At 60.9% G+C, this 22,236-nt stretch carries 30 protein-coding genes and 1 pseudogene; 20 read left to right on the top strand and 11 right to left on the bottom strand.

Translation table 11 applies throughout. From position 1 onward, the window contains the following. The first annotated feature begins 85 nt into the window (after positions 1-85). From IEX64_RS19605 to IEX64_RS19595, 3 genes are all read left to right on the top strand, one after another. Positions 86-1,363, top strand: a complete 1,278-nt coding sequence (locus tag IEX64_RS19605; RefSeq protein ID WP_188822447.1) for a tyrosine-type recombinase/integrase — start codon at positions 86-88, stop codon at positions 1,361-1,363. 53 nt (positions 1,364-1,416) lie between these two features. After that, positions 1,417-1,644, top strand: coding sequence for a helix-turn-helix transcriptional regulator (locus IEX64_RS24795; RefSeq protein WP_188822446.1), 228 nt, complete (start codon positions 1,417-1,419; stop codon positions 1,642-1,644). A gap of 80 nt (positions 1,645-1,724) precedes the next feature. Beyond that, positions 1,725-1,895 (top strand): hypothetical protein, encoded by a 171-nt coding sequence (locus IEX64_RS19595; RefSeq protein ID WP_188822444.1) that lies wholly within the window; start codon positions 1,725-1,727, stop codon positions 1,893-1,895. A 601-nt stretch (positions 1,896-2,496) separates the two neighbouring features. Here the strand turns inward: IEX64_RS19595 and IEX64_RS19590 are convergent. The 3 genes from IEX64_RS19590 to IEX64_RS19580 form a co-directional block, all read right to left on the bottom strand. Further along, on the bottom strand, positions 2,497-3,546 hold the full coding sequence (locus IEX64_RS19590; RefSeq protein WP_188822442.1) for a FecR family protein: 1,050 nt from the start codon (positions 3,544-3,546) through the stop codon (positions 2,497-2,499). Then, on the bottom strand, positions 3,543-4,040 hold the full coding sequence (locus IEX64_RS19585) for a sigma-70 family RNA polymerase sigma factor (protein WP_229710589.1): 498 nt from the start codon (positions 4,038-4,040) through the stop codon (positions 3,543-3,545). Before IEX64_RS19585 ends, IEX64_RS19590 begins: the two co-directional genes overlap by 4 nt. A gap of 274 nt (positions 4,041-4,314) precedes the next feature. After that, the gene (locus IEX64_RS19580; protein ID WP_188822438.1) at positions 4,315-5,094 is read right to left on the bottom strand and encodes a class I SAM-dependent methyltransferase; all 780 of its coding nucleotides are present in this window, start codon (positions 5,092-5,094) and stop codon (positions 4,315-4,317) included. Between the two features lie 80 nt (positions 5,095-5,174). Between IEX64_RS19580 and IEX64_RS19575 the strand changes: the two genes are divergently transcribed. Both IEX64_RS19575 and IEX64_RS19570 read left to right on the top strand, forming a co-directional pair. Continuing rightward, the gene (locus IEX64_RS19575) at positions 5,175-5,951 is read left to right on the top strand and encodes a helix-turn-helix transcriptional regulator (protein ID WP_229710588.1); all 777 of its coding nucleotides are present in this window, start codon (positions 5,175-5,177) and stop codon (positions 5,949-5,951) included. Between the two features lie 341 nt (positions 5,952-6,292). Next, positions 6,293-6,910: a LysE family translocator gene (locus tag IEX64_RS19570; RefSeq protein ID WP_188822433.1), complete on the top strand. Its 618-nt coding sequence runs from the start codon at positions 6,293-6,295 to the stop codon at positions 6,908-6,910. Positions 6,911-7,058: 148 nt separating this feature from the next. Here IEX64_RS19570 and IEX64_RS19565 read toward each other — a convergent pair whose 3' ends face one another. Both IEX64_RS19565 and IEX64_RS19560 read right to left on the bottom strand, forming a co-directional pair. Further along, positions 7,059-8,000 carry a DMT family transporter gene (locus IEX64_RS19565; protein WP_188822498.1) on the bottom strand — a complete coding sequence of 314 codons (942 nt, stop codon included), beginning with the start codon at positions 7,998-8,000 and terminating at the stop codon, positions 7,059-7,061. A gap of 21 nt (positions 8,001-8,021) precedes the next feature. Beyond that, on the bottom strand, positions 8,022-9,410 hold the full coding sequence (locus tag IEX64_RS19560; protein WP_188822431.1) for an aminotransferase-like domain-containing protein: 1,389 nt from the start codon (positions 9,408-9,410) through the stop codon (positions 8,022-8,024). 87 nt (positions 9,411-9,497) lie between these two features. Here IEX64_RS19560 and IEX64_RS19555 point away from each other — a divergent pair, with 87 nt between their 5' ends. Genes IEX64_RS19555 through IEX64_RS19545 form a run of 3 tightly spaced genes read left to right on the top strand, consistent with a single transcriptional unit; the run spans position 9,498 to position 10,840 of the window. Next, complete coding sequence (locus IEX64_RS19555; RefSeq protein WP_188822429.1) at positions 9,498-10,091, top strand: LysE family translocator; 594 nt, start codon at positions 9,498-9,500, stop codon at positions 10,089-10,091. Between the two features lie 11 nt (positions 10,092-10,102). Then, positions 10,103-10,486, top strand: a complete 384-nt coding sequence (locus tag IEX64_RS19550) for a nuclear transport factor 2 family protein (RefSeq protein ID WP_229710587.1) — start codon at positions 10,103-10,105, stop codon at positions 10,484-10,486. A 42-nt stretch (positions 10,487-10,528) separates the two neighbouring features. After that, positions 10,529-10,840 (top strand): cupin domain-containing protein, encoded by a 312-nt coding sequence (locus tag IEX64_RS19545; protein ID WP_107125562.1) that lies wholly within the window; start codon positions 10,529-10,531, stop codon positions 10,838-10,840. A 9-nt stretch (positions 10,841-10,849) separates the two neighbouring features. Here IEX64_RS19545 and IEX64_RS19540 read toward each other — a convergent pair whose 3' ends face one another. Genes IEX64_RS19540 through IEX64_RS19520 form a run of 5 tightly spaced genes read right to left on the bottom strand, consistent with a single transcriptional unit; the run spans position 10,850 to position 13,768 of the window. Then, positions 10,850-11,467: a DJ-1/PfpI family protein gene (locus IEX64_RS19540; protein ID WP_188822427.1), complete on the bottom strand. Its 618-nt coding sequence runs from the start codon at positions 11,465-11,467 to the stop codon at positions 10,850-10,852. A 24-nt stretch (positions 11,468-11,491) separates the two neighbouring features. Beyond that, complete coding sequence (locus IEX64_RS19535; RefSeq protein WP_188822425.1) at positions 11,492-12,139, bottom strand: LysE family translocator; 648 nt, start codon at positions 12,137-12,139, stop codon at positions 11,492-11,494. Beyond that, positions 12,136-12,687, bottom strand: coding sequence for an RBBP9/YdeN family alpha/beta hydrolase (locus IEX64_RS19530; protein WP_188822423.1), 552 nt, complete (start codon positions 12,685-12,687; stop codon positions 12,136-12,138). Before IEX64_RS19530 ends, IEX64_RS19535 begins: the two co-directional genes overlap by 4 nt. Continuing rightward, positions 12,684-13,124, bottom strand: a complete 441-nt coding sequence (locus IEX64_RS19525; protein WP_188822420.1) for a PaaI family thioesterase — start codon at positions 13,122-13,124, stop codon at positions 12,684-12,686. The genes IEX64_RS19530 and IEX64_RS19525 overlap by 4 nt, the downstream gene beginning before the upstream one ends. Next, entirely contained in the window at positions 13,121-13,768 is a 648-nt protein-coding gene (locus tag IEX64_RS19520) for a 2-hydroxychromene-2-carboxylate isomerase (protein WP_188822418.1), read from the bottom strand. The genes IEX64_RS19525 and IEX64_RS19520 overlap by 4 nt, the downstream gene beginning before the upstream one ends. Before the next feature lie 73 nt (positions 13,769-13,841). Between IEX64_RS19520 and IEX64_RS19515 the strand changes: the two genes are divergently transcribed. The 5 genes from IEX64_RS19515 to IEX64_RS19495 are packed head-to-tail and all read left to right on the top strand — an operon-like array spanning position 13,842 to position 16,599. Beyond that, a complete protein-coding gene (locus IEX64_RS19515; protein ID WP_188822416.1) occupies positions 13,842-14,348 on the top strand; it encodes a cupin domain-containing protein in 507 nt (168 codons plus the stop codon). After that, the gene (locus tag IEX64_RS19510; protein WP_188822414.1) at positions 14,345-15,061 is read left to right on the top strand and encodes a 2OG-Fe dioxygenase family protein; all 717 of its coding nucleotides are present in this window, start codon (positions 14,345-14,347) and stop codon (positions 15,059-15,061) included. Before IEX64_RS19515 ends, IEX64_RS19510 begins: the two co-directional genes overlap by 4 nt. Before the next feature lie 8 nt (positions 15,062-15,069). Next, positions 15,070-15,615: an AAA family ATPase gene (locus IEX64_RS19505; protein ID WP_229710586.1), complete on the top strand. Its 546-nt coding sequence runs from the start codon at positions 15,070-15,072 to the stop codon at positions 15,613-15,615. 43 nt (positions 15,616-15,658) lie between these two features. Then, the gene (locus tag IEX64_RS19500) at positions 15,659-16,015 is read left to right on the top strand and encodes a ParD-like family protein (RefSeq protein ID WP_188822410.1); all 357 of its coding nucleotides are present in this window, start codon (positions 15,659-15,661) and stop codon (positions 16,013-16,015) included. Further along, positions 16,012-16,599 (top strand): ATPase, encoded by a 588-nt coding sequence (locus IEX64_RS19495; RefSeq protein ID WP_188822408.1) that lies wholly within the window; start codon positions 16,012-16,014, stop codon positions 16,597-16,599. Before IEX64_RS19500 ends, IEX64_RS19495 begins: the two co-directional genes overlap by 4 nt. A 175-nt stretch (positions 16,600-16,774) precedes the next feature. On the opposite strand, the gene IEX64_RS19490 is transcribed toward IEX64_RS19495, so the two are convergent. Beyond that, complete coding sequence (locus tag IEX64_RS19490) at positions 16,775-17,239, bottom strand: RrF2 family transcriptional regulator (protein ID WP_188822406.1); 465 nt, start codon at positions 17,237-17,239, stop codon at positions 16,775-16,777. A 103-nt stretch (positions 17,240-17,342) separates the two neighbouring features. Here IEX64_RS19490 and IEX64_RS19485 point away from each other — a divergent pair, with 103 nt between their 5' ends. The 7 genes and pseudogenes from IEX64_RS19485 to IEX64_RS19455 all read left to right on the top strand — a co-directional run. Further along, a complete protein-coding gene (locus IEX64_RS19485; protein WP_188822404.1) occupies positions 17,343-17,747 on the top strand; it encodes a group III truncated hemoglobin in 405 nt (134 codons plus the stop codon). A 2-nt stretch (positions 17,748-17,749) separates the two neighbouring features. Next, positions 17,750-18,028: a TehB family protein gene (locus tag IEX64_RS19480; RefSeq protein WP_188822494.1), complete on the top strand. Its 279-nt coding sequence runs from the start codon at positions 17,750-17,752 to the stop codon at positions 18,026-18,028. A 45-nt stretch (positions 18,029-18,073) separates the two neighbouring features. After that, positions 18,074-19,285, top strand: coding sequence for an NO-inducible flavohemoprotein (gene hmpA / locus IEX64_RS19475; RefSeq protein WP_188822403.1), 1,212 nt, complete (start codon positions 18,074-18,076; stop codon positions 19,283-19,285). An 11-nt stretch (positions 19,286-19,296) separates the two neighbouring features. Continuing rightward, positions 19,297-19,761, top strand: coding sequence for a hypothetical protein (locus IEX64_RS19470; RefSeq protein ID WP_188822400.1), 465 nt, complete (start codon positions 19,297-19,299; stop codon positions 19,759-19,761). Positions 19,762-19,865: 104 nt separating this feature from the next. Then, positions 19,866-20,534 carry an HPP family protein gene (locus IEX64_RS19465; protein ID WP_188822398.1) on the top strand — a complete coding sequence of 223 codons (669 nt, stop codon included), beginning with the start codon at positions 19,866-19,868 and terminating at the stop codon, positions 20,532-20,534. Positions 20,535-20,692: 158 nt separating this feature from the next. Beyond that, positions 20,693-21,745: an NAD(P)H-dependent flavin oxidoreductase gene (locus tag IEX64_RS19460; protein WP_188822396.1), complete on the top strand. Its 1,053-nt coding sequence runs from the start codon at positions 20,693-20,695 to the stop codon at positions 21,743-21,745. 31 nt (positions 21,746-21,776) lie between these two features. Continuing rightward, positions 21,777-21,893: pseudogene (locus tag IEX64_RS19455) on the top strand (DUF736 family protein); the annotation flags it as partial. Between the last annotated feature and the right edge of the window lie 343 nt (positions 21,894-22,236).

The following is a 22,236-nucleotide window of genomic DNA, read 5'->3' as shown; positions in this document are numbered from 1 at the left end:
CTCGATTCGCGAATCACGAGTTTATGGATTTCGCCGAATCCGAATCAGTATGTGGTTCCTTCGATTCAGAAGGAAAAAATCAGCAGTGCTGGAAACTTGGAACCAACAATCGATAAAGGGGCTACTCGCGAAGCAATACCGTGGCCGTGAAACCTGCCCTGTCCGCAAGGGCCTCGCCATCCGGTTCGGTGCCCGTGGTGCCGTCTTCGAATGGCAGCGCCGCGTAAACGGAACTCCTCGCACGATAAAGCTAGGGACGTTCGGTCCAGACTTTGGCCTTGCGGATGCGCGTGCGAAGGCTGCGGAGATCAATGAAGACCTCGCGGCTGGCGTGGACGTCTATGTCAAACATGGTGCCGGTATCGCACCGGAGGAAACAGGACGTCGCAAACGTGGCCAGATGACCTGCCAAGAGGCGTGGGACGCATACATTGCGGAAATCTCGAATGGCACCGGGACGACCAAAGCGAACGCAGACAGCACCAAGGACGACAAGGAAGGGTATTGGCGTCGCTACTGGAAGGATGAGATCGCGGATATGATGGTCGCGGACCTCACGTTCGAGGACGTCTATGAAGTCACGGACAACCTCAGCGATCGCCCATCCGCACGCAGAAACGCAATCGCGTATCTTTCGAAGTTTCTCAAATGGTGCCGAACCAACCGGCTGAAAACCGGGATGGGCCAAACGCTGCCAACCGACGGTATCGACCGTGGTTCCGTTACCAAGCGCGACCGCTACTTCTCTCATGAGGAAATACGCTGGTTCTGGACAGCGCTTGATGACCTTACCCCGGTTTGGCGCGACTACTACATCTGCGTCCTGTTGACCGGTATGCGGCGAACCGAGATCAGCGAATTGCGACGGGCAGAGGTCATGCGCGCTGACACGTGTTTTGACATCGCTGCGGAGCGTATGAAGGGGAAGACACGCTTCCTTGCCCCGGTTGGCCACAAGACGTGGAAGATCGTCTCTGAGCGGCTCAGGAGGCACAATTCCGAGTTTGTCTTCCGATCAGCCCACCGGCTCAAGGATGCGCCGATCTCCGGTTACTCGTACGTCGTCAAGAAACTTCGCGAGACGATGGCTGCCCTCGCAGCAAAACAGGGAAAGACCATCGAGCCTTGGTCCACACATAGCCTGCGTCACACGTTCTCGACACTCGCGAACGGCCTGCGGGATGAGGATGAACGCGCGTTGCTCGATCCCGGTACCGTTGAACAGTGCATGGCACACAAGATTCCCGGTATCGCTGGCGTCTACAACCACAACCAGTATTTCGCGGACAAGCGCCGCGCGTGGCGGATATGGGAAGACGAGGTCCGCCGCATCGTTGGAGACGAAATGTTCGAAAGATATTGAATCGGCAGAACGCGAATCGGTAGTGGTGACGTCACCACGAACGAGTAAGAAATGTGACGAACACCGCTACCACCAATGACGAAGAGTATGCAGCATTCAACATCAACCGCAGTAACGAGGACCGGTTACTAACGACCAAGGAAGTCTGTTCGATGATCAGCCTTGGTCGAACTTGGTTATGGTCTGCCGTGCGAAATGGGAAGTTCCCGCAACCCGTTTCAGTAGGATCACGGACGTTCTGGAAACTCTCATCGGTGAGAGGCTGGATATCTGCACTGTGATACAAGAGCCGGGTCCGCCCGGCTCTTTTCGTTTTGGTCCACTAAACCGCGAAAATCTGCCAGATCGGCTAAATACAGGCATGGATGACCAACTGACATCAGCCGCCGCTATCGAGGCCATCAAAGAGGCAGAGGCGCGCGGCGATGACCTCGCTGCATCGCGTCTCATGGTAGCCTTGCAGGCCGCTCTATTGATCGAAGATGCCCGCGCACTTCTAACGCAGATCACGAGCCAAACCAACGCTTCATGACGCCGCTGCACTACTTCGAGATCGAGTATCGCAAGCTTCGCAGATCAACCGCGTGCAAAGAGGTCGTGAGGCGATGGATGACCGCAACCGTGGTCACGCTCTACGAGCGAAACGCATTCCCGCCCGCGCTTCTCTCGCATCGTCCATCGCCCGTCTCCCGCCAGGATCACCTTGGGGTGTCACGCGGCCGAAGGGGGCAAACGACCGCGTGACGAAGCGACGATGCGCGCAGACAAGCGGGGTGTGAGCGCTCGATTTTCGCGATCTGCAAAATCGTTAGGGAACGGGAGGAGAACACCGCGACAGCCCCCACGCCGCTCGGGCGTGGGGGCAACCGAAGAAACCTGCTGCGCCATGCACGGCACTGCAACCAACGCGAGCGCTAAAGCCGTGCTCCCAGCCAGTGTCCGTACTGAAATCCTTGCGCCATATGTGGTGCCCCCCGATGCTTTCACAAAACCGTCCTTCCATCCTTATTGCTCTTGCGAGTTAATCGCATAAACTGCGTACAAGGATGAGACGAAATGGATCGCGCGATCTTCGGTCGGATCGCGAAATTTTTTCGAGCACTCGTTAGAAGATTGAAAAGACGCCGAGAATTTTAGTCGGCAGATACAATCAGGAGCCAAGGCGTGACGGAGCGGACACTGGCTCCGTGCTGCCGGACCATCAGGCGCAACGCCTCTTCGGGAGCATGAACGTCAAACACGCCTGTGACCCTGCGCTGCCCAAGCTCTGAACTGGTCAGGACGATCGCTCCCGAATAATAGCGACGCAGTTGGTCGATACCTTCCGAGAGTGGCACGTCTTCGATTATCAGCCGCCCGTGCCTCCAGCTCCCCATAGAGGAAATGGCCATACGGCTCCGGTCTACCGAGTGGGACGGTCGAGCAAGATGGATCCGATCGCCGGGCCTCAGCGTAATGGGCGCTTTGTCATCCCAGGCTACCTGGACACCGCCCCGTGCGAGCGTCACATCGATCGAGTCATCGTCAAGACCGACATCGAAGGCGGTGCCCGTCACCCTAACCCGTGCGTTGGCAGCCGAGACCGTGAAGGGGTTCTTCTCGTTATGCGCGACATCGAACCAGGCGTGCCCTGCGAGCAGACGCACACCACGCTGGCCATCTCCATAATTCAGGGCAATCGCACTGCCGGCATCAAGCGTCACTGACGATCCATCGGACAGCGTCACATTACGTATCTCGCCGGTACCAGTGCGATAATCGGACTGCCACATCAGCAACAAGGTAGGAGCACTGACGACGGCAAGACATGCGGCGGCAGCGGCACCGACCATGGCGGTGATTGCTCGCCTCGGACGAAAATGCCATCGGCTCGCCCTGCTCCGGTGTCTGACCGGCGGGATGGACGAAGACGGTGCCAATTGTCCGGCGAGCGTCCAGCTCTCTCTGGCGGCGGAAAAAGCGCGCTCGTGATCGGCGCTTTGTGCGCACCATTCGTCGACTTCGCTTTGCAGTTCGGGATCGGCCTGTAGCCGTAGCCATAAGTCGGCCGCCTCGCGCACCAGTGCATTGCGTGACATGCCGCCTTCGTGATGTTTCAACTCATCGCGCATCAGATCGTCCGATTTCCCTTTTGGACTAGACGAAACTGCCGGGAAAATCTTCGGTGTCGCAGCCGAATTCATAAATGGCCGCCATCCATCAGCGTCATCATGCAATGTTCGAGCGCAGCGCGAACGAGCTCATAAGCACGCGTCTGCGAAAGGCCCATTGCCACGCCGATCTCGGCATAGGTCAGTCCCTGCATGCGATGCATGTCGAAAACCAAGCGCTCGCGCTCGGGCAGTTCGGCCAGAGCGCGATGAAGAGCCTTCAGCTTTTCGCGACCCTCCATCGCGCGGCCAGCGTCCACCGCAAGATCCGGCACCTCTGGCAAGCGCGCTTCGTCCGCCAAGTTCTCCGCAATCTTACGGCGAGAGATGTCGAGGGCCAGGTTGCGGACGATACGGTAGAGATAACCAACCGGCTGTCGGATCAGGCGCGTTTTGGAATCATGCGAACCGGCTTCGGAGAAGCGCAACCAGGCATCCTGAACCACGTCCTCGGCGAGCGCCCGGTCGCCTACGATCGGTGTGGCATAGTCGATCAATTCCGCGCGGTGACGCAGATAAAGGTTCAATTTTCGGCTGTGCTGCTCCGATCCCATATCCGTTCCGGTCTATGCGCCATGACGACGCCAGCGAGTTGTTACCAAAACAGCAAGCTAGCTTTGTTGCGAACGATTATCAATTATTGCAGTCTGATCTATCGAAGATTTTATTGGCAATTCTGCCTCGTTCACGACGCTGGGCTTTCGCCGGACGACAATTCCCAAGGGGGTTGATTTGGAAAGAGCGGCTTTTGAAGCGTCTACTCCAGAGTGCTCGGCACTTGACTGAGATTGACACCAGTCATCAAAATGAACGTGTGCGGCAAGCCGTGGCCTCAATCTGCAACGTATCGATCGTGAACGACCCGTCGGGCTCAATAGCAAAATAGGTTCTCGTTTCAGCGGATGCCCGATCTTGAAGTGAACGCATGGCTTCGCGGTGTGTTTCAGGCGTCTGCATCCGGTCGACCCATGATTCCCATTCCATCCGCAACCGGCGTTTCTGCGTGGCGCGCACGCGGAAGCCGCTGCGCGCCAGCGCTGATGTCCATTCGGCTTCGCTATAATTGCGCACGTGGGATGGATCGCGCAGCAGTTCGATCGCCTGCAAATGGGTGTCGAACAGAGCATGCCCCGGCGAGATGACGTCGATGAATACAGCAGTTGCACCGGGTGCCAGTACACGTCGTGCCTCCCGGATTCCGCTTTCGAAGTCGCCCCAGTGGTGCGCGGAAAAGCGGCAGGCCAACATATCGAAACAGCCATCGTCGAACGGCAGAGCCTCAACTGACGCAACGCAGGTCTCCAAGTTCGAGATGCCGCGTTGCGCTCCCGCTTCACGGACCGCGTCGAGCATCGCTGCGGAAAGATCGATGGCGGTGACGGTGCCGGAACGGCGAGCCAGCCTATAGGCTACGTGACCGCCGCCCGCTCCGAGATCGGCAGCCCGGTCCGGCCGCTCGCGCTCGGCAATCATCTCCAGGGCATCGAGATCGTCACCGCCGGCGTGAACGGCGCTTTCGACATAGTCCCTGGCTTTGGCGCCATATTGTTCGTCGACGACGGTATTGTGTGAACGGGTCATGGTTGTTCTCCTTCACGACCTCTGAAGAAGTTTTCATACCCTGTTACAAGATGTCCAATTATCCTGTTATAAAATGGCCTATGAACAGCGATGAGAGACGCAAGATGTTGGGCCATTTCGTCCGTTCGCACCGCGAGCGCACGAAACCGGACACAGTTGTCCGTCGCCGCCGGACACCCGGCTTGCGGCGCGAGGAACTGGCGGCACGGGCCGGGATCGGCGTCACATGGTGCGCCTGGATCGAACAGGGACGGGAGATCAGCGTTTCGCCTGATGCGCTCGGCCGGCTTGCGAGAGCTCTTGCGCTTACTCCGGCCGAGCGCGCTTATATGTTCGAATTGGCCGGTCGGCGTGACCCCGACGCTCCGCAAGGTTTTCCGACATCCGAGGCGCCGGAGGGTGTATCCGCCATCGTTCAGGCGCTCCCCTGCCCGGCCTACGGGCTCGACCCTCTGTGGAATGCCTGCTGCTGGAACGAACCGGCAGCACATCTCTTCGCGGGCTGGCTCGGAAATAGCGAGCAGCGCAATCTGTTACGCTACACCTTTACCTCATCCCAAGCGCGAATATTGCTGCCGGACTGGGAACAGCGCGCAAGGCGCCTGCTGGCGGAATTTCGTGCTGCCAGCGCGCGGATGCTGGATGATATCGCGCTGGATGAATTGATCGAATCGTTGCGCGACGAGTCAGATCTCTTCGCTGAGGAATGGGATATGCAGACGGTCATGGCGCGAGAAGGTGGCGAAAGAACTTTCCGGCACCCAGCAGATGGCATGATCAGCTATATGCAGCACACCTTCGCCCCGGCGGAACGACCAGAATTCAAAGTTGTCGCATTGATGCCGAACGAGGGATGACGTCAATCACGTGTGTATTACTCAAGTCCAGTACCGATACTCATGGCCGCGCGCGCAGTCAGGACCAAGGCTCTCACGACATTCGCCGGCATGACATAGATCAGATGATCGCGGAATTCGTGGGCTTGGTCAATTTGCTTAAGAAGAGGATATGCAAATTGCGCTGCGCTCTCGCATATTGCCGCATGGATTGCCAATCCAGTCAGGCGCCTTCGCGTTCTCACAAACCCAGATTGGAGGCTAGCCCAAACGCATATCGATTCTGTTGCGATCGAGATCGATCTACACAAGTTGGCAGACTCAAGTTAGGACAGCCATCTTGCGGTCCGTAGGAACCATTCTTGAGCGTCACCGCCACACTCTCACTTTTTCTCATGATGGCCGCCCTGGCGGCCATGCCGAGTGCCAGCGTCGCGCTGGTCGTGGTCCAATCTAAGGCGCGCGGCTTTCGCAGCGGCGTTGCCGCCGCTCTGGGAATCGCCGCGGGCGATCTCATCTTTGTCGCCCTTGCGATAGGCGGTCTTACGGTCTTATCCGAATTGATCGGCACACTGTTCGCGTTGCTGCGCTATGTCGGCGCAGCTTATCTCATTTGGCTTGGTGCCAGTCTACTGCGACAAGGTTCCTCGATCCAGGTATGGGCCGGTGCACCACGCAAGGGCGGCATGGCAGTGAGCTTTCTCACCGGGGTTGCCCTCACCCTGAGCGATGTGAAGGCGATCATATTCTACGCAGCGCTGTTTCCGAACCTCGTCAATATGCGGGCGCTCACTGTGACCGACCTGACCCTGATCGCGGTCATCACGCTTCTGTCCGTGGGTGGCGTCAAGATCGTCTATGCGGGTGCGGCCCAAGCCATTGCCGAGCGGATGAGCGGAACTCGGCTAAGCAAGCCCGCTCGCATTGCTGGTGGCGGTATGATGATCGGCGCAGGTTCCTGGTTGATGGTCAAAGGGTAATGGCTGACAAGCACACGGTCTTCCTCAATGCCGATCGCGGGGAGATGGTACCGGGCTGGCAATACTGTTGCCGCGTTTCCACGAGCAGCCCCCCCGAGCAGAATTGATTACCGAGACGATGATGGGGGTCGAGACTCTCGGACGTGCCTCAGGCAGTCGCGTTTAAATCATTAATCCGCCGCAGTTGGCGCTGCACGCCCACCGCGCCCAGAACGATACCGCCGAGGATCAGCACCATTCCGATGATGTGAAACCTGAATAAAGCCTCGCCCAATAGCAGGGCGGCGAGACCGGCTCCGAACAAAGGCATCAGTGTAATCATCTGGCCTGCGGGTGCCGCTCCGAGATTTTTCACAGCCGCGTTGTAAAGCACATAGGCGACCAGGGACGGGAAGAGAGCAACGTAGGCAAACGCGCCCAGCACATCGGCACGCAGCGGGATGCTGGCACCGCCAGCCATTTCCATCGCGGCGAACGGCGCCACCGCTGCGGCGCCAATAAGAAATGTCGCCGTCAGGAAACTGGCCGGATGACAATCGGGGCGAAGGCGCAGCAACGCGGTGTAAAGCGCCCAGCAGACGACCCCGCATAGCACGAGAAAATCCCCGAAATTGAGTGTCAGCCGCGCCAGTGCCGCAAAGTCGCCGCGCAGCACGATGACCGCCACGCCCAGCATGGAGAGGGTCACGCCGACGATCTGCAAAGCCGACGCCCGGTCGCCGAAAAAGAGGCGATTGAACAGGAGGACGAGTGCCGGGATCGCCGCCTGAAGCAAAAGCCCGTTGCTGGCGGTGGTGAACTGCAGGCCCGAATAGATGAAGGCATTGAAGGCCGCCACGCCCGTCAGGCCAAGCAGCAGGACCGCCTTCCAGTGCGACAGGAGCTGTTGTCGATCGGCGCGCAAATGCCGCCAGGCAAAAGGCAGGAGGATCGCAAGCGCGCCACTCCACCTGACCAGCGCCAGGGTGAATGGCGGAATGACACCGTTCACTGCGCGCCCGACAATGAAATTGCCCGACCAGAACAGGATCACGATGCAGAGCGTGGCGTAAGACCAGAGATCCGTACTACTCGCCGGAGACCGATTCATATGCATGGCTGGCCCCGCATGTCAGACCAGACCGCGTGCGGCGCTGCCCCCGGCAGTCGTCAGCATGGCAGCGATATCGCGAAGCGCCTGTTCAAGAGCATCACGCGAGCGCAGGCCACCAAGGCACAGGCGAACCCCAGAGGGCGCCACGGCATCGACAATCGGCCCGTCAGGCGGCGTCAGCGCGATGGAGGCGCGCAAGGCGCGGGCACTCAGCCGTTCGGCATCGAGCATGGGCATCGGCATCCAGACGTGGAGGCTGCGCCCTGCCCCCGGCACTGCCATCGCCTTGCCGAGGATCGACGACGCCAACTGCGTCCTCGCCTCGCTTTCCACGATCACTTCGTCGGCGATCCTGTCGGCCGTTCCGTCCTGTTCCCACTGGCTGAAGACCAGACCACCCAGCGAGGGTGGGCTGTAGCCAAAGGCCCGGATGCCCAGCAGCAGTCGATCGCGAATATCTTCATTATCAGGCGGCAACAGGAAACCGAGCCGCAAACCGGGTGCGACCGCCTTGGAAACGCCCGCGACCATCAACGTCCGTTCCGGCGCGAGATCCGCAAAGCAGTCCGCCGCCCCGGCATCGGCGAAGACGCGATAGGCATCGTCCTCCACGATCATCAGATCATGGGCACGGGCGACCTCGATGATTTCAGCGCGGCGCGCGGCATCGAGGCTGATCGTGGTCGGGTTCTGCAAGGTCGGGATTATGACCAACACCTTGGCGTCAGTTTCGCGGGCACAGCGCGCTAGCGCTTCGGGATCGATGCCGCGTGCATCCATGGCAACGCCCTGCAGGCGGTAGCCAGCGTGGTCGGCCAATGTCCGGATGCCGGGATAAGTCGCGGCTTCGCATAGAATCGTATCGCCGGGCCGCGCCAGCGCCGCAAAGGCAAGTGCAAGGCCATGCTGCCCGCCATTGCACTGAATAACCTGCTCCGCCGTCGCGCGCGTCACGCCATGACGGCGCTTGAGCCAGGATGCCCCGGCCTCGCGGATCGAGGCCAGGCCTTCGGGCGGCGCATAGTTCACCGCTGTGCCAAGATCCGCGCGCTGGCGCACGCGGGACAGCCCCTCCCCGATCCAGCGCTCGGCAGGATCGAGCGGCGGCACATTATGCGCCATGTCGAGCGGGCCGGTGTCATGTGGTGCGGCATGCGGTCTTGCCCGGTCGGCGACGAACGAACCCCGGCCTACATGGCTGGAAATGAACCCCCGCCGCTCCGCCTCGACATAGGCCCGGCTGACCGTGCCGACACTCAGGGACAGGCGGTGCGCCAGATCGCGCTGCGGTGGCAAACGGTCGCCGGGCGCCAGGCGGCCATCGCGCACATCGTCCTCCAGCGCGGTCACGAGACGCTCGTACACCGGCGCACTGCCCTTCGAGATATCCGGCTGCCAGTCCTTCATTACGATCCTTGCGCTATATTGAACCGGTTCAATATCACATTTGACTCATAGTTCAATGATGATCATCCAGCTTCGCAGGAGAACATCATGGATACGAGTCTGCTTGCCCCGCTTGCGCTGTACAGTTTCGTCTGCACCGCCACGCCCGGCCCCAACAACATCATGCTCGCCTCGTCGGGGCTGGTGTTCGGATTCCGCCGGACCATCCCGCACATCTTCGGGATCAATTTCGGTTGCGCCCTCATGCTGGTCCTCAGTGGGCTGGGTCTGGGGGCGCTGTTTGAAGCGTGGCCGGTGCTGCGCTGGGCAATGCGGATCTTCGGTGCTGTCTATCTCGCCTGGCTGGCGGTCAAGCTGTGGCAATCGGAAGGCGTCGAACGCCGCGAGGGCGCGCATCCGCTGACTTTCTTTCAGGCGGCGGCCTTCCAATTCGTCAATCCCAAGGCCTGGGCGATCACCATGCCCGCCATCGCCAGCTTCACTGTGCCCGGCCGACCGTTCGCCCTGCAGCTCGGCGTTATCGTCGCAGCCTTCGTGCTGGTCGGCCTGCCTTCCATCGCAACCTGGGCGGCGATGGGCGCGGGGGCCCGCGAACTGCTCGAAAGCCGCAAGGGCATGATCGTCTTCGTGCGCGTGATGGCGGTTATGACCGCGCTCACTGCCCTGCTGTTTCTGATCTGAAGGACAACGCAATGAACCGGGAAGACATGGAGATGTTTGCGGCGAACTGGATCGCCAACTGGAACGCGCGCGATCTCGACGCCATTCTGGCGCACTTTGCCGAAGACGCGCGCTTCATCAGCCCATTGGCCGCGGAACTGACGGGCTCTCCGATCATCGAAGGCAAGGCCAGTTTGCGCGCCTATTGGTCAAAGGCGCTGGAGGCTTCGTCTGAACTGCATTTTGCCCTGATCGCTGCGGTCTGCGATATCGAACGCCAGGTGCTCGGCGTCCACTATGTCGCCCGGCGCAACGGCAAGGCCAGGCGGGCGCTCGAAACGATGCGCTTCGTGGACGACCGGCAGGTCGAAGGCGAGAGCTTCTACAGCGCGCAGGAAACGTCGCCTGGTGACTGATCCCAAATCTCCGTCACAACAGCGGTGAGCAAGAGGATAGAAATGCAGGTTATCCGCGCCCGCGACTTCACCGGCAGATCAGCCTGGGACGCGCTGTCGATCGAGAGGATCGACAACGCGACGGTGCGGCTGCACTGGACCGACCAGCCCTACCGCTGGCACATCAACGATGGCCCGGAAGTCTTCGCTGTCCTTGACGGGCGTGTCGACATGCATGTCCGGACCGCTGGCGGCGAACAGGTTCTGCATCTTGAAACAGGGGACATCTTTCACGCCGAACCGGGCGATGAACATGTCGCCCACCCCCTTGGCGAAGCGCGCATTATGGTGATCGAACGGTCGGGAAGCGATTGAGGCGACGGATCAGGCGGGTGCAGCCGCCTCGGCCAAAGACGGCGCAATGACAGCCATCGCCCGTTCGACGTACATGTCCTTTTCGCCGACCGGCGCGACATAGTGGATCGCTTCGCGCGCCTGCTCCACTGAACCACCGCGCGCGATCATCCAGGCCGCGAGATAATGCGAGGCCAGGCAGCCGCCCGCTGTGGCGACATTGCCATGCGCGACGAAAGGCGCGTCGATCACATTCACGCCAGCCTCGATGACCCATGGCTTTGTCGTCAGGTCGGTGCAGGCAGGCAGATCGCCAGTCAAACCAAGCTTCGCCAGCAGCAGCGTGCCTGAGCACTGCGCACCGATCAGCTGGCGCTCGGGGTCGAGCCCAAGCCGCGCCAGCAGCGCGTCATCGCGAGCCACGTCGCGCGTGCGGATACCGCTGCCGATCAGGACGGCGTCTGCTTCTTCCGAAAATTCGAGGGGACGCTGACAGCGGATCGTGACACCGTTCATCGACGTCACTTCGTCCGCAGGCGACGTGATCCAGGCATTCCAGCCCAGCGGCCTGAGGCGATTGAGGATCGTCGACGCGATGAACGAATCCAGTTCGTTGAACCCGTCGAAAGTCAGAACGGCTATCTGCATGCCTCTCTCGATATGGAAACGGCGCTATCGGTGCGCCGGATGGAAGGCGATGCGCAGGCCCAGCGCGATGAGCACGCCGCCGGTCAGGCCATCGAGCCAGCGCGCTACGGCCCCTTGCGCGAACCAGTGCCGCAGCGGACGGCTGCCAAGGATCAAGAGCGCAAACCAGGCCATGCCGAGCTTGGCGTGAAGCGCCGCCAGCAACAGGCTGAAGCCCATTACCGACGCTCCCGCCGGAATGAACTGCGGCAGGAAGCTCACATAGAAGACCCCCATCTTGGGATTGAGCAGATTGGTGAGCAGGCCCTTCATGAACCAGTTGCCCGATCGTGATGGAGCGGATGGCAATGCCGGACTTGCTGCATCGGAGGGCGCACCCGATTTGAGAGCCGCACGAACCATGCCCAGCCCCAGCCATAGCAAATAGGCGGCGCCTGCATATTGCAGGATCGTGTAGAGCGTGCCTGACAGCGCGAGCAGCGCTCCAAGCCCCAGCGCCACAATCAGCCCCCAGGCAAGAACGCCCGCAACCACGCCTGCCGCCGCCGCGAGAGCCTGACGCGGCCCTTCGACGGCGAGTGTGCGCAGGACCAGTGCCATGTCGAGGCCGGGCGTGACGACAAGAAGCCCGGCGGCCAGCGTGAACCCGGCAAGCGCAGTCCAGATGGTCATGCGCCTTTCCCTTCGATTTCAGCGAGAAATGAAGTGAGGACATCCCGGCCCTCCGGCCAATCGCCCAGATTGCTGCCCGCGTTGATATGGCCGAGCGGACCCAGCGCGATCAGCCGCGAACCCCACTGCCGGGCGCGTCGTTTGCTGTAATCGACCGTCCCATAAGGATCGTCCGCGCTGGCGACGATCAGGCTGGGAAACGGCAGGGGCTGCTCCGGCACTTGCGCGAAAGACCGCGCTTCATCCGGAAACGCCTGTCCGCACGGGTCGGGCACGGCGACCAGCATCGCGCCGGCTACCGGCGCTCCGCGCGCGGCGGCCCAATGCGCCACCAGCAGGCAGGCCAGGCTATGCGCGACCAGAACGGGCGGGCGGTCCAGGGCCTCCACCGCCCGATCCAGCGCCTCGCACCAGTCGGCAAGTTCCGGCCGGTCCCAATGGGACGGTGCGAAGCGGGTCATGTCGGGATCGGTCCGCCCCCAATGGCTTTGCCAATGGTCCGGTCCCGAACCGCCTATGCCGGGAAGCAAAAGGATTGGAAGTGTCATGGCCGTGTCGCTTCCATGCGCATGAGTGTCTGCTGGCCGGACGCACACAGGACCTCCTCTCCCTCGCGTATCGCATGGACCTTGAGATCGCAGACTGTCAGCGCGCGGCCGGCGCGCAGCACCTCGCCCGTGGCGCGCAGGCGTTCTCCCGCCGCCGGGCGGATCAGGTTGAGCTTGTATTCGACCGTCAGGACATCCTCGCCATCCCCGAAGACCGAATAGGCCGCATAGCCGCCCGCCACGTCGGCAATCGCACCAACCACGCCGCCATGAAGGAAGCCGTTCTGCTGGCAAAGATCAGCCCGGAACGGCAGATCGAGAACCACCTTGCCATGGCTGGCGTGGATCACCTCAGCCCCGATCAACCCCATGAAGCTCTGACGCGAGAAGCTCTCGCGAACGCGCTCGAGCAGAAGCGGGTCATTGGCCTCGCTCATGATCCTGCCCTCCGGGGCACGCCATAATCGAGAGTGCCGAGTCGTTGCATCTCAGCCGTCTGGAACATTTTGGGATCGGCCAGATAATCGCGCACCATGTCCAGCGTATCGAAGCCCCAGAATAGTTCCTCCCCGATCGCGAGACTGGGCACGCCAAACACGCCGCGCGCGATCGCCGTCTCGGTGTTGACTCGGAGCCCGTCCTTTATATCCGCGCTTGCGATCCTGTCCTGCACGTTGGAGAGGCCGAGTTCGCATCCAAGCCTCTCCAGTTCGGCGGCATCGGTCAGATCCCGGCCTTGCGTAAAAACCGCCTCGAACACGGCATCGACGGCATTTGCGCGGGCATCGAGCGCAATCAGCAGTCGCAGGGCCTCGACCGAACGAAACGGATGCGTATCGGGAAAGCGCAGCGCGATACCGTTCCTGTCGGCTAGCCATTGGCACATGCGATAGGTCTGCGCCCGTTTGGGCGGCACTTCCGCCGGGCCGACCAGCCCCCAGTGATTTAGCAGCGCGCCCAGAAGCACCGGGACCGGGCGTATCTCCAGTCCGAAATCGTCTTCCCGCAGGCGCTTCCACATCAGGAAGGCGAAGGGCGAGACGGGATCGAAATAGAAATCGGCCGGGGTCTTCGTGCTCATCTGGTTGCTCCTTGGGCCTCATCATTGTATCAAATCATGAGTCGATCAAATCATACATTGTATTGGTTCAATCATGGCCGTAACCACACCCCCCGTTCTTCATCTCGATACCCTCGACCTGCAAACACAGGCGCACGGCGAACTCTACGAAGCGCGTATGGCCTCTTTCGCTTCGTCGCTGGGTGCGCACATGCTGGGCGGAAGGCTGGTCGTGGTGCCGCCGGGCAAACGGGCGTGGCCGTTCCACGGCCATCACGCGAATGAGGAACTGTTCGTAATCCTCTCCGGCAGCGGCCGCCTGCGCTATGCTGATGGCGATCATGCGTTGCGGGCGGGCGATGTCGCGCTGTGCCCGGCCAATGGCGCGGCAAGTGCGCACCAGATCATCAACATCGGCGACACGGACCTTCGCTATCTCGCCATCAGCACGATGAACGAGCCCGACGTGATCGACTATCCCGACAGCGGCAAGTTCGCGGTCATGGCAGGCGCCGCGCCCGGCGGCGACAAGGCGAGCCGGTCGGTGGACCATGTCGGGCGCTATGCCGATGCGGTCGGCTACTGGGACGGCGAGACATGACCGGGCGGCTCGCCATCGCCTCCAGCGAATGCTTCGCCTCGCCGCCCGCCCTGCTCCTGCCACCGGGCAAGCTGGTTGATCCTGACAGATCCGAATGGACAGCATTTGCGCGAAGTTGGGATGATCTGCCGCGCGACACATGGATGGCCGACGGCGGCACCTATCGCCGCAGACGCTACGCCGCCTTTGAGGTGGCAGGCACGAAATGCACGCGTTTGCCGCATCGCCCACATTACCAGGAGCGCGATCACAATCCCTTGAATGGCGGCGTCGAACGCTGGTTCGCGCCGATGGCCGAAGGTCAAAGCGGAGCGCCGCTGTTTCAGGCGCTGGTGCTGGGCACCGCCTCCCTTATCGCGAATACAAGCCCACAAGGTCCGAACTCCTGGGCGGTCGAGGCGCATCAATTTCGCATCGCAGCTCTGTCGGGACAGCCCGGCCTCCCAACGCCGGAGGGCATGCATCATGACGGGCGCGACTGGGTGCTGATCCTGCTCGTCGGCGACAGCGGATACGCCGGCGGTGAAAGTCGCGTCGAGGATGCTTCCGGCGCTTGCGTCCTCGAACATCGGCTAACCCGTCCCGGCGAAGCGCTGCTGCTGGATGACCGTACCGTCCGGCATGGCACAACGCCGATCGAGTCCGCGATACCGGGCGCCCCCGCATGGCGGGACACGCTGGTTCTCACTTTCGCGCAAGCACGGGAAAGTTGAGGGACGGGATGGATCGCTTCTTCGTCGTAACCGGCGGACCGGGATCAGGCAAAAGCACGCTCCTCGCGGCGCTGGCCGAAAAAGGCTTGCCGCATATGCCCGAGGCCGGACGAGCGGTGATCCGCGACGAGGTGGCCGCCGGCGGAACCGCTCTACCATGGGATGACCGCGACGCCTTTGCCGACAGGATGCTGGCGCATGACCTCAGCTCTTATGAGGAGGCACGGACGAAAGAGGGCGTCCTGTTCTTCGACCGAGGCATTCCCGACATCATCAGCTACCGCTCCTTGTGCGGGCTGGGCATACCCGGCGACCTCACACGCGCGGCGGAGAGCAACCGGTACAATCGGCATGTCTTCATCGCGCCGCCTTGGGCCGAGATCTACGCCCAGGATACCGAGCGCAAGCAGGACTGGGACGAGGCGGTGGCGACCTATGACGTGATGGCGCGTGTCTATCAGCAACTGGGATACACTCTTGTATCTCTATCTCGTGTGGCGCCCAATGAGCGCGCCGCGTTCGTGCAGCACTGGATGGCTAAGCTCGGGACTTGAAAAACGGGTAGCAAAATGCTACCTCGTACTCTGGAGGTGTCTCATGGCCCAGTCCATCAAACTTGCTGACGACATTATGAAAATCGTGCGTCGTGAGTCTGAGTTACAGAGCCGCTCAATTGCTGGCCAAATCGCCCATTGGGTGCGCATCGGTCGCGCCATCGAGAAATCGGGCAATTTCGATCATGCCCGCATCACCGCCGCGCTCGCTGGCGACATTGAGACTACCGACCTCACTGATGAGGAAAAGGATGTCTGGCTCGACAGCTTTGTCGAGAACATGACGCAGCCGGGATCAGAGGAAGACGCTTTCTTTGTCCGGCGGCGGCGGCTTGGGCTAGGTGTCGGTCTTGATGCGGCCGGCAACCTCGTACGTGAGAAGGCCACGCGCAAGGCATGACGCCGACGATGGTCGTGCTTGCCGGGCCGAACGGTGCCGGCAAGTCCACGCTCTACGAAACCCGCATCGCGCCAGGTTTCGCGGGACCATTCATCAACGCCGACATCATTCAGCGCGACGAACTGTGCGATCTCTCTCCAGCCGCGTCTTATGAAGCGGCCAGGATCGCTTCTTCGCGCCGGGCCGACTATCTCGCCCGTCGTCGGGACTTCGTGACCGAAACGGTCTTCTCCCATCCCTCCAAGCTTGAACTGATCGACGAAGCCCGCACCAAAGGTTTCACGATCATCGTGATGCATGTCGGCGTCGATACGCCAGCCCTCTCTGTCGCGCGTGTCGGTACGCGCGTCGAGGAAGGCGGACATATCGTCCCCGAGGACAAGATCCGTGCCCGCTATGTGCGTGGCGGGCCGTTCATCCGCGCCGCAATCCTCAAAGCAGATCGCGGCATGGTCTTCGACAATTCCCGCCTCAACCAGCCGCCAAGTCATTGCCTGACATTCGCGAACGGGTGCCTCGTCTTCGCACTACCGCGGCTCCCTGACTGGGTTAGATCGGTTTATGAAACAGACCTTGGGATCTAAAGACATACGCGAATGATGGTCGGCCCGCTCAACAAGGCAAAGGTGGAAATGAGGCCGACAAGGGCGAACTTTTATTTGTCGGAATCAGCGTCCTATAACTGTCGTTGATTCATCCGTTTCCAAACCGTCTGCTTGACCGTCTCGCTTGAGGAACAAACAGCTTCGCTCGATCGGTTCAGCTTTGCCCTTGGCTTGCATGACTGGTTGTTGCTTGATGACCAGATGTGGGATTGAGCAGATGCGCGAAATCTCCGCGTCTTGCCAGCACATCTGCGAGCGAATATCCATCGAGGATGTTGAGGAAAGCCTGAAGTGCCTCGTCCAGCACGCTGGTCAGACCGCAGGCTGGCGCGATCAGGCATGAGCCGCACTCGACAAGATCGAAATCGTCTTCCGTATGCCGAATGAGAGCGCCGACATTGATTTCTTCTGCGGAGCGCGCAAGCCGAATACCGCCATTGCGCCCGCGCACGCTTTCCAGATAGCCGGCGTTCACCAGGTCGTTGACGATCTTCATCAGATGATTTTGCGAGATCGCATAGGCTTGAGCGATCTCGGCAATGGAACATAGCCGGTTGGGCTGGCGGCCCAGATAGAGCAGCACCCGCATCGCATAATCGGTGTAGCGCGTGAGGCGCATCGCCTGATCTCCAAAAACCTCGGCCTCAAAAGATGTAATAATCTTGCATGTTTTACCGCGCCCGTATAGATGCATTGATGATACATGATTTGGAGTCGCGGCAATGGCCGGCTTGAAACTGGACGATGCGGGATTGGAAACGCTGGTAGAAGCGTTCTACGCGCGGGTTCGAGCGGACGCCGAACTCGGCCCCATCTTCAACGATGCGATTGAGGATTGGCCCCACCATCTCGAAAAACTCACAGCCTTCTGGTCCTCTGTCATGCTCACCAGCGGGCGCTACAAGGGACAGCCTGTTCCCGCGCATATGAAGCACAAGGACAGGATCACACCCGAACTGTTCGACCGCTGGCTTGGCCTGTGGAGGCAGACCACCGAGGAGCTGATGGCGCCGCACGCGGTCATCGCTCTGAAGGGCAAGGCCGCGCGCATCGCCGAAAGCCTGCAACTCGCGATGTTCTTCCGGCTGGATCGTCGGCCCGCAAGTGCCGGGCGCGCGGTCGCATGACGATGGCCGACATCCGACCCTATCGTTCCACGCCCGTGTTCGATCAGGACACGCTTCCGGCTGCCTTGCGCGCGCGCCACGATACCAAGGCGGGCGTCTGGGGCCTGATCCGCGTCATCGAAGGCGAACTCAAGCTTACGTATCTCGAACCGCCCTCGGAAGTCGTGCTGACGCCCGGCAACCCCGGCTTGATCCTTCCGCAACAGTCGCATTTCGTGACCCCGCTCGGCCCGATGAAGATGCAGGTCGATTTCTACGATCAGCCGCCGCCTGACGGCTGAAGCGCGGTCTCGCTTCCCGTTCCTATTCAATCAAAGGAGATTTCGATGTCGCAGCCTCTCTGCGATCACACCATTGCGCTCGTCAAGGCGACCGTTCCGGCCCTCGAAGCCCACGGCCTCGACATTGTGCACGAGATGTATTCGCGCATGTTCCAGAACCCGGAAATCCGCGACCTGTTCAACCAGTCGCATCATGGCGATGCCGGCTCGCAGCCGCGCGCGCTGACCGGTGCCATTCTGGCCTATGCCGGCAATATCGACAATCTCGGCGCACTGGCGCCTGCGGTCGAGCGGATTGCGCAGAAGCATGTCGGCTTGCAGATTCTGCCCGATCACTATCCCTATGTCGGCGAAGCCCTGCTCGGTGCGATCAAGGCCGTGCTGGGTGATGCCGCGACAGATGAGATTCTGGAAGCCTGGGGCGAAGCCTACTGGTTCCTCGCCAATATCCTCATCGCCCGCGAAGGCCGCATCTACACCGAACAGAAGGAAACAACCGGAGGCTGGAACGGTTGGCGTGACTTCCGGGTGGAAGAGGTAACGCGCGAAAGCAGCGTCATCAGTTCCTTCGTCCTGCGCCCCGCCGATGGTGGACCGGTGATGGACCACAAGCCGGGGCAATATCTGACCTTCTGGTTCGAGATTCCGGGCCATCCTCCGGTCAAGCGCAACTATTCCATCTCCTCGGCACCAAACGGTGAGAGCTACCGCATTTCGGTCAAACGCGAACCACAGGGGCTCGCGTCGGGATGGCTGCATGACGAGGTGAAGGCCGGAACCATCCTGAAAGTGGCCGCGCCTGCCGGCGAGTTCTTCCTCGGTGAACATGCCGAAAGGCCGGTCGTGCTACTGTCCGGCGGCGTCGGCCTCACGCCACTGGTCGCGATGCTGGAGGCACTGGTCAAAGCCGAGGCTGATGTGCCGGTTCACTATGTCCATGGCACCCATAATCGCGACACCCATGCGATGCGCGATCATATTCGCGACCTTGCGGCAAAAGGCAGAGCGGTTCAGGTGACCGACTTCCATCAAACCCCGCTTGCCGGCGAAGTGGAAGGCCGCGACTATGACAAAGCCGGCATCATCACGGACGAGTGGCTTGCCGCCAATACGCCTGTCGCAGAGGCGGATTATTATATCTGCGGACCGCGGCCGTTTTTGCGCCACGCCGTCTCCACCCTGTCGCTCGCGGGCGTCCCGTCTGACCGCATCCATTACGAATTCTTCGGCCCTGCCGACGAACTGCTCGCCGCCTGAAGGAGAGGCAGATGGACGACATCATCATAGCACGCGCCATACACATTCTTTCGGTCCTCTTCTGGATCGGAGGCGTAGCGTTCGTCACGCTTGTGGTGATGCCGTCCATTCGCGGCTCAACCGCCCCGGATGACAGGCTTGCCGCATTCCACCGGATCGAGGGGTGCTTTGCGCCGCAAGCCCGGGTCTGGGTTGTGCTCGCCGGTGCCAGCGGCTTCTGGATGATCCATCGCGCGCAAATGTGGGATCGGTTTGCCTATCCGCAGTTCTGGTGGATGCATGCGATGATCGGGTTGTGGGCGATCTTCTTTGCCATGCTGTTCCTGGTCGAGCCGCTGTTTCTCCTCCGGCGCATGCAGAATTCGTCCGACCCGGCAAAGGACTTCAGGCGCATGGAGCGGCTGCACCGCATTCTTCTGTTGATCGCGGGGGTTACGGTGCTTGGCGCCACTGCGGGCAGCCACGGCCTGTTCTGATCGCAAAACGGATCGAACCGCTCCGCGCAGGCTCGTTTCTCAATCACAACTAGCATTGGTCGCGCCCTTCCGGGCGGCACCGATAGAATCTGGACCATTCATACGTGAAGTTTTTTAAGCCCATTCTGGCAGGCGCGCACCGCAAAGATCGAATTCTTGCATGCATCGGCGCGATACTCGGTATCATAGTGACTGTGATGGTCTGCGCGAGCATTCCGCACGAGATCGCGGATCTCCCGATCATCGTTGCGCCGCTTGGCGCATCGGCGGTTCTGGCTTTTGCCGTGCCTTCCAGCCCTCTGGCGCAGCCATGGCCTGTCATTGGAGGCAACATCATATCCACGCTGATTGGCGTGGCCGTCTTTCAGGCGATTCCCAATTTGACGATCGCCGCCGGTGTAGCGGTGGGGGCGGCGATATTGGCGATGTCGATACTCGGCTGCCTCCATCCGCCCGGTGGAGCAGCCGCGCTCACCGCCGTGATCGGAAGTCAGCACATTCACATGGCCGGTTACATGTTCGCCTTCGTACCCATAGGGCTGAATTCGATCACTTTGGTCGTAGCGGCGATGCTGTTTCACCGGATGTCCGGCCACAGCTATCCCCACCGGCTCATCGCTCCGGTTCCAATGCCCACAACCGGCGTACAGTTGCAGGACATCGATGCCGCGCTCGAGGACATGCACGAGAGCTTCGACATTACGAGGGAGGATCTCGAAGCTCTGCTTTCGCGCGCCGAGCATCACGCGGCCCAGCGCCAGGGCTCGGCCTAACCTCGGATGATCGCACGCGGAGTTCGATGTTGCAAACATCGCTGACCTGTTAGCTGCCGGCACCCCGAGTCAATACGCGACGTTGGTTCATGTGAAGACGCCAGCATCACCTTTTTGCTTCCGTTCGAAATTACCGGATACCCTGCTAAGGAGAAAAAATGTCGCTGCTGGAAGAGCTTGGAGTTCGGCTCCCAATCATACAGGCGCCTATGGCGGGCGTGTCCACCCCGGAATTGGCCGCTGCCGTCAGCAACGCGGGTGCTCTGGGTTCGATAGGCGTTGCCGCCACCGATGCTGCCGGCGCACGGGTGATGATCGCCGGCGTGCGTGCGCTCAGTACCCGGCCGTTCAACGTCAACGTCTTCGTTCATCAGCCGATGCAGCAGAATGTCGCCCGCGAAAAGGCGTGGCTCTCGGCGATGGTGCCACTGTTCGATAGATACGGTGCTCAGCCTCCGACAGCGCTTCGTCCGATATACAAAAGCTTCATCGAGGACGACGAAATGCTGGCGATGCTGATCGATACTGCGCCAGCCGTTGTCAGCTTTCACTTCGGCCTGCCTGATGCCGTACGGATCACCGCGCTCAAGGATGCCGGTTGCATGCTGCTGGCGACCGCCACAAATCTCAACGAAGCGCTCGCCGCGACAAAAGCAGGGATCGATGCTGTGGTGGCTCAGGGATGGGAAGCGGGCGGCCATCGCGGCATCTTCGATCCGGATGCACCTGACAGTCGCCTTGGTACATTGGCGCTGACCCGATTGCTGGCGCAGCGATGTGGTTTGCCGGTCATCGCGGCGGGCGGCATCATGGATGGCCGGGGCATCCGCGCCGCTCTCGATCTTGGCGCCATGGCTGCCCAGATGGGCACTGCATTTGTCGCCTGTCCCGAAAGTAATGCCGATGCCGCCTATCGTGAGGCACTTGCCGGCCCGGCCGCGTTGAGCACGGTTATGACCTCCGCGATTTCTGGACGGCCCGCACGGGGGCTGCCTAATCGCTTTACGCAATGGGGCGACCTCGTCGGCTTGCCGCATCCCGGCTATCCTATGACTTATGACGCGGGTAAGGCCCTGATCGCGGCGGCGAAGGCAGCAGGTGAAACCGGCTACGCCGCCCAATGGGCAGGACAAGGTGCGCCATTGTCTCGCCCCATGCCGGCCGCCGAATTCATCGCTCTGCTAGATGCGGAATTGCGGTCTCGGAATTGAATAGCGGCAAACTTCAACTACATGGAAGAAGACCAATCTTGAAGACCGCTATTATATCTCAGTGAAGCTGGATGATCTAAACTTCCCGGCTCCGGTCTATGCCACGGTGTTCAAAGCCGATGGCACCGACGGATATGCCCTCATCTGATCGCGTTGACAGCCGAATGGCCCCCCTTGGGCGGGACGCATCGGTTATCGGAGGAATCGATTCTCTCGCGGCTTGCGGTCGTTATCATCGGCAGTTATCACTTGCGAGTGAATCGCAATAAGTGGTATGAGGGGGAAGCGCAGAAAGGACCGATTGTTGACCCGTCATTTCCCGCCACTACACCTTGACGATGCCGCGCCTCGTACATTGCTTGTTGAGGCGGCGCGGTGTTGGCGGGATGCGCGCGATACAGGTCAGTCCGTCCAGCCCTGTCTCTCTAGAGCGGTTTTCGATCATTCTGGTTCGTACCCGCATGATTTGAAGTAGTTGGCGCATTCGTGGG

The sequence above is a fragment of the Novosphingobium indicum genome (assembly GCF_014645195.1).
Lineage (GTDB): Bacteria > Pseudomonadota > Alphaproteobacteria > Sphingomonadales > Sphingomonadaceae > Novosphingobium > Novosphingobium indicum.
The sequence above is the reverse complement of the archived record's forward strand: the minus strand, read 5'-3'. Positions and strand labels throughout refer to the sequence as shown.

Coding starts and splice junctions, on each gene's coding strand:
- IEX64_RS19595 (WP_188822444.1), top strand. CDS start 1,725: ATGGATGACCAACTGACATCAGCCGCCGCTATCGAGGCCATCAAAGAG.
- IEX64_RS19590 (WP_188822442.1), bottom strand. CDS start 3,546: ATGAATTCGGCTGCGACACCGAAGATTTTCCCGGCAGTTTCGTCTAGT.
- IEX64_RS19580 (WP_188822438.1), bottom strand. CDS start 5,094: ATGACCCGTTCACACAATACCGTCGTCGACGAACAATATGGCGCCAAA.
- IEX64_RS19575 (WP_229710588.1), top strand. CDS start 5,175: ATGAACAGCGATGAGAGACGCAAGATGTTGGGCCATTTCGTCCGTTCG.
- IEX64_RS19565 (WP_188822498.1), bottom strand. CDS start 8,000: ATGAATCGGTCTCCGGCGAGTAGTACGGATCTCTGGTCTTACGCCACG.
- IEX64_RS19560 (WP_188822431.1), bottom strand. CDS start 9,410: ATGAAGGACTGGCAGCCGGATATCTCGAAGGGCAGTGCGCCGGTGTAC.
- IEX64_RS19555 (WP_188822429.1), top strand. CDS start 9,498: ATGGATACGAGTCTGCTTGCCCCGCTTGCGCTGTACAGTTTCGTCTGC.
- IEX64_RS19550 (WP_229710587.1), top strand. CDS start 10,103: ATGAACCGGGAAGACATGGAGATGTTTGCGGCGAACTGGATCGCCAAC.
- IEX64_RS19545 (WP_107125562.1), top strand. CDS start 10,529: ATGCAGGTTATCCGCGCCCGCGACTTCACCGGCAGATCAGCCTGGGAC.
- IEX64_RS19540 (WP_188822427.1), bottom strand. CDS start 11,467: ATGCAGATAGCCGTTCTGACTTTCGACGGGTTCAACGAACTGGATTCG.
- IEX64_RS19535 (WP_188822425.1), bottom strand. CDS start 12,139: ATGACCATCTGGACTGCGCTTGCCGGGTTCACGCTGGCCGCCGGGCTT.
- IEX64_RS19530 (WP_188822423.1), bottom strand. CDS start 12,687: ATGACACTTCCAATCCTTTTGCTTCCCGGCATAGGCGGTTCGGGACCG.
- IEX64_RS19525 (WP_188822420.1), bottom strand. CDS start 13,124: ATGAGCGAGGCCAATGACCCGCTTCTGCTCGAGCGCGTTCGCGAGAGC.
- IEX64_RS19520 (WP_188822418.1), bottom strand. CDS start 13,768: ATGAGCACGAAGACCCCGGCCGATTTCTATTTCGATCCCGTCTCGCCC.
- IEX64_RS19515 (WP_188822416.1), top strand. CDS start 13,842: ATGGCCGTAACCACACCCCCCGTTCTTCATCTCGATACCCTCGACCTG.
- IEX64_RS19510 (WP_188822414.1), top strand. CDS start 14,345: ATGACCGGGCGGCTCGCCATCGCCTCCAGCGAATGCTTCGCCTCGCCG.
- IEX64_RS19505 (WP_229710586.1), top strand. CDS start 15,070: ATGGATCGCTTCTTCGTCGTAACCGGCGGACCGGGATCAGGCAAAAGC.
- IEX64_RS19500 (WP_188822410.1), top strand. CDS start 15,659: ATGGCCCAGTCCATCAAACTTGCTGACGACATTATGAAAATCGTGCGT.
- IEX64_RS19495 (WP_188822408.1), top strand. CDS start 16,012: ATGACGCCGACGATGGTCGTGCTTGCCGGGCCGAACGGTGCCGGCAAG.
- IEX64_RS19490 (WP_188822406.1), bottom strand. CDS start 17,239: ATGCGCCTCACGCGCTACACCGATTATGCGATGCGGGTGCTGCTCTAT.
- IEX64_RS19485 (WP_188822404.1), top strand. CDS start 17,343: ATGGCCGGCTTGAAACTGGACGATGCGGGATTGGAAACGCTGGTAGAA.
- IEX64_RS19480 (WP_188822494.1), top strand. CDS start 17,750: ATGGCCGACATCCGACCCTATCGTTCCACGCCCGTGTTCGATCAGGAC.
- hmpA (WP_188822403.1), top strand. CDS start 18,074: ATGTCGCAGCCTCTCTGCGATCACACCATTGCGCTCGTCAAGGCGACC.
- IEX64_RS19470 (WP_188822400.1), top strand. CDS start 19,297: ATGGACGACATCATCATAGCACGCGCCATACACATTCTTTCGGTCCTC.
- IEX64_RS19460 (WP_188822396.1), top strand. CDS start 20,693: ATGTCGCTGCTGGAAGAGCTTGGAGTTCGGCTCCCAATCATACAGGCG.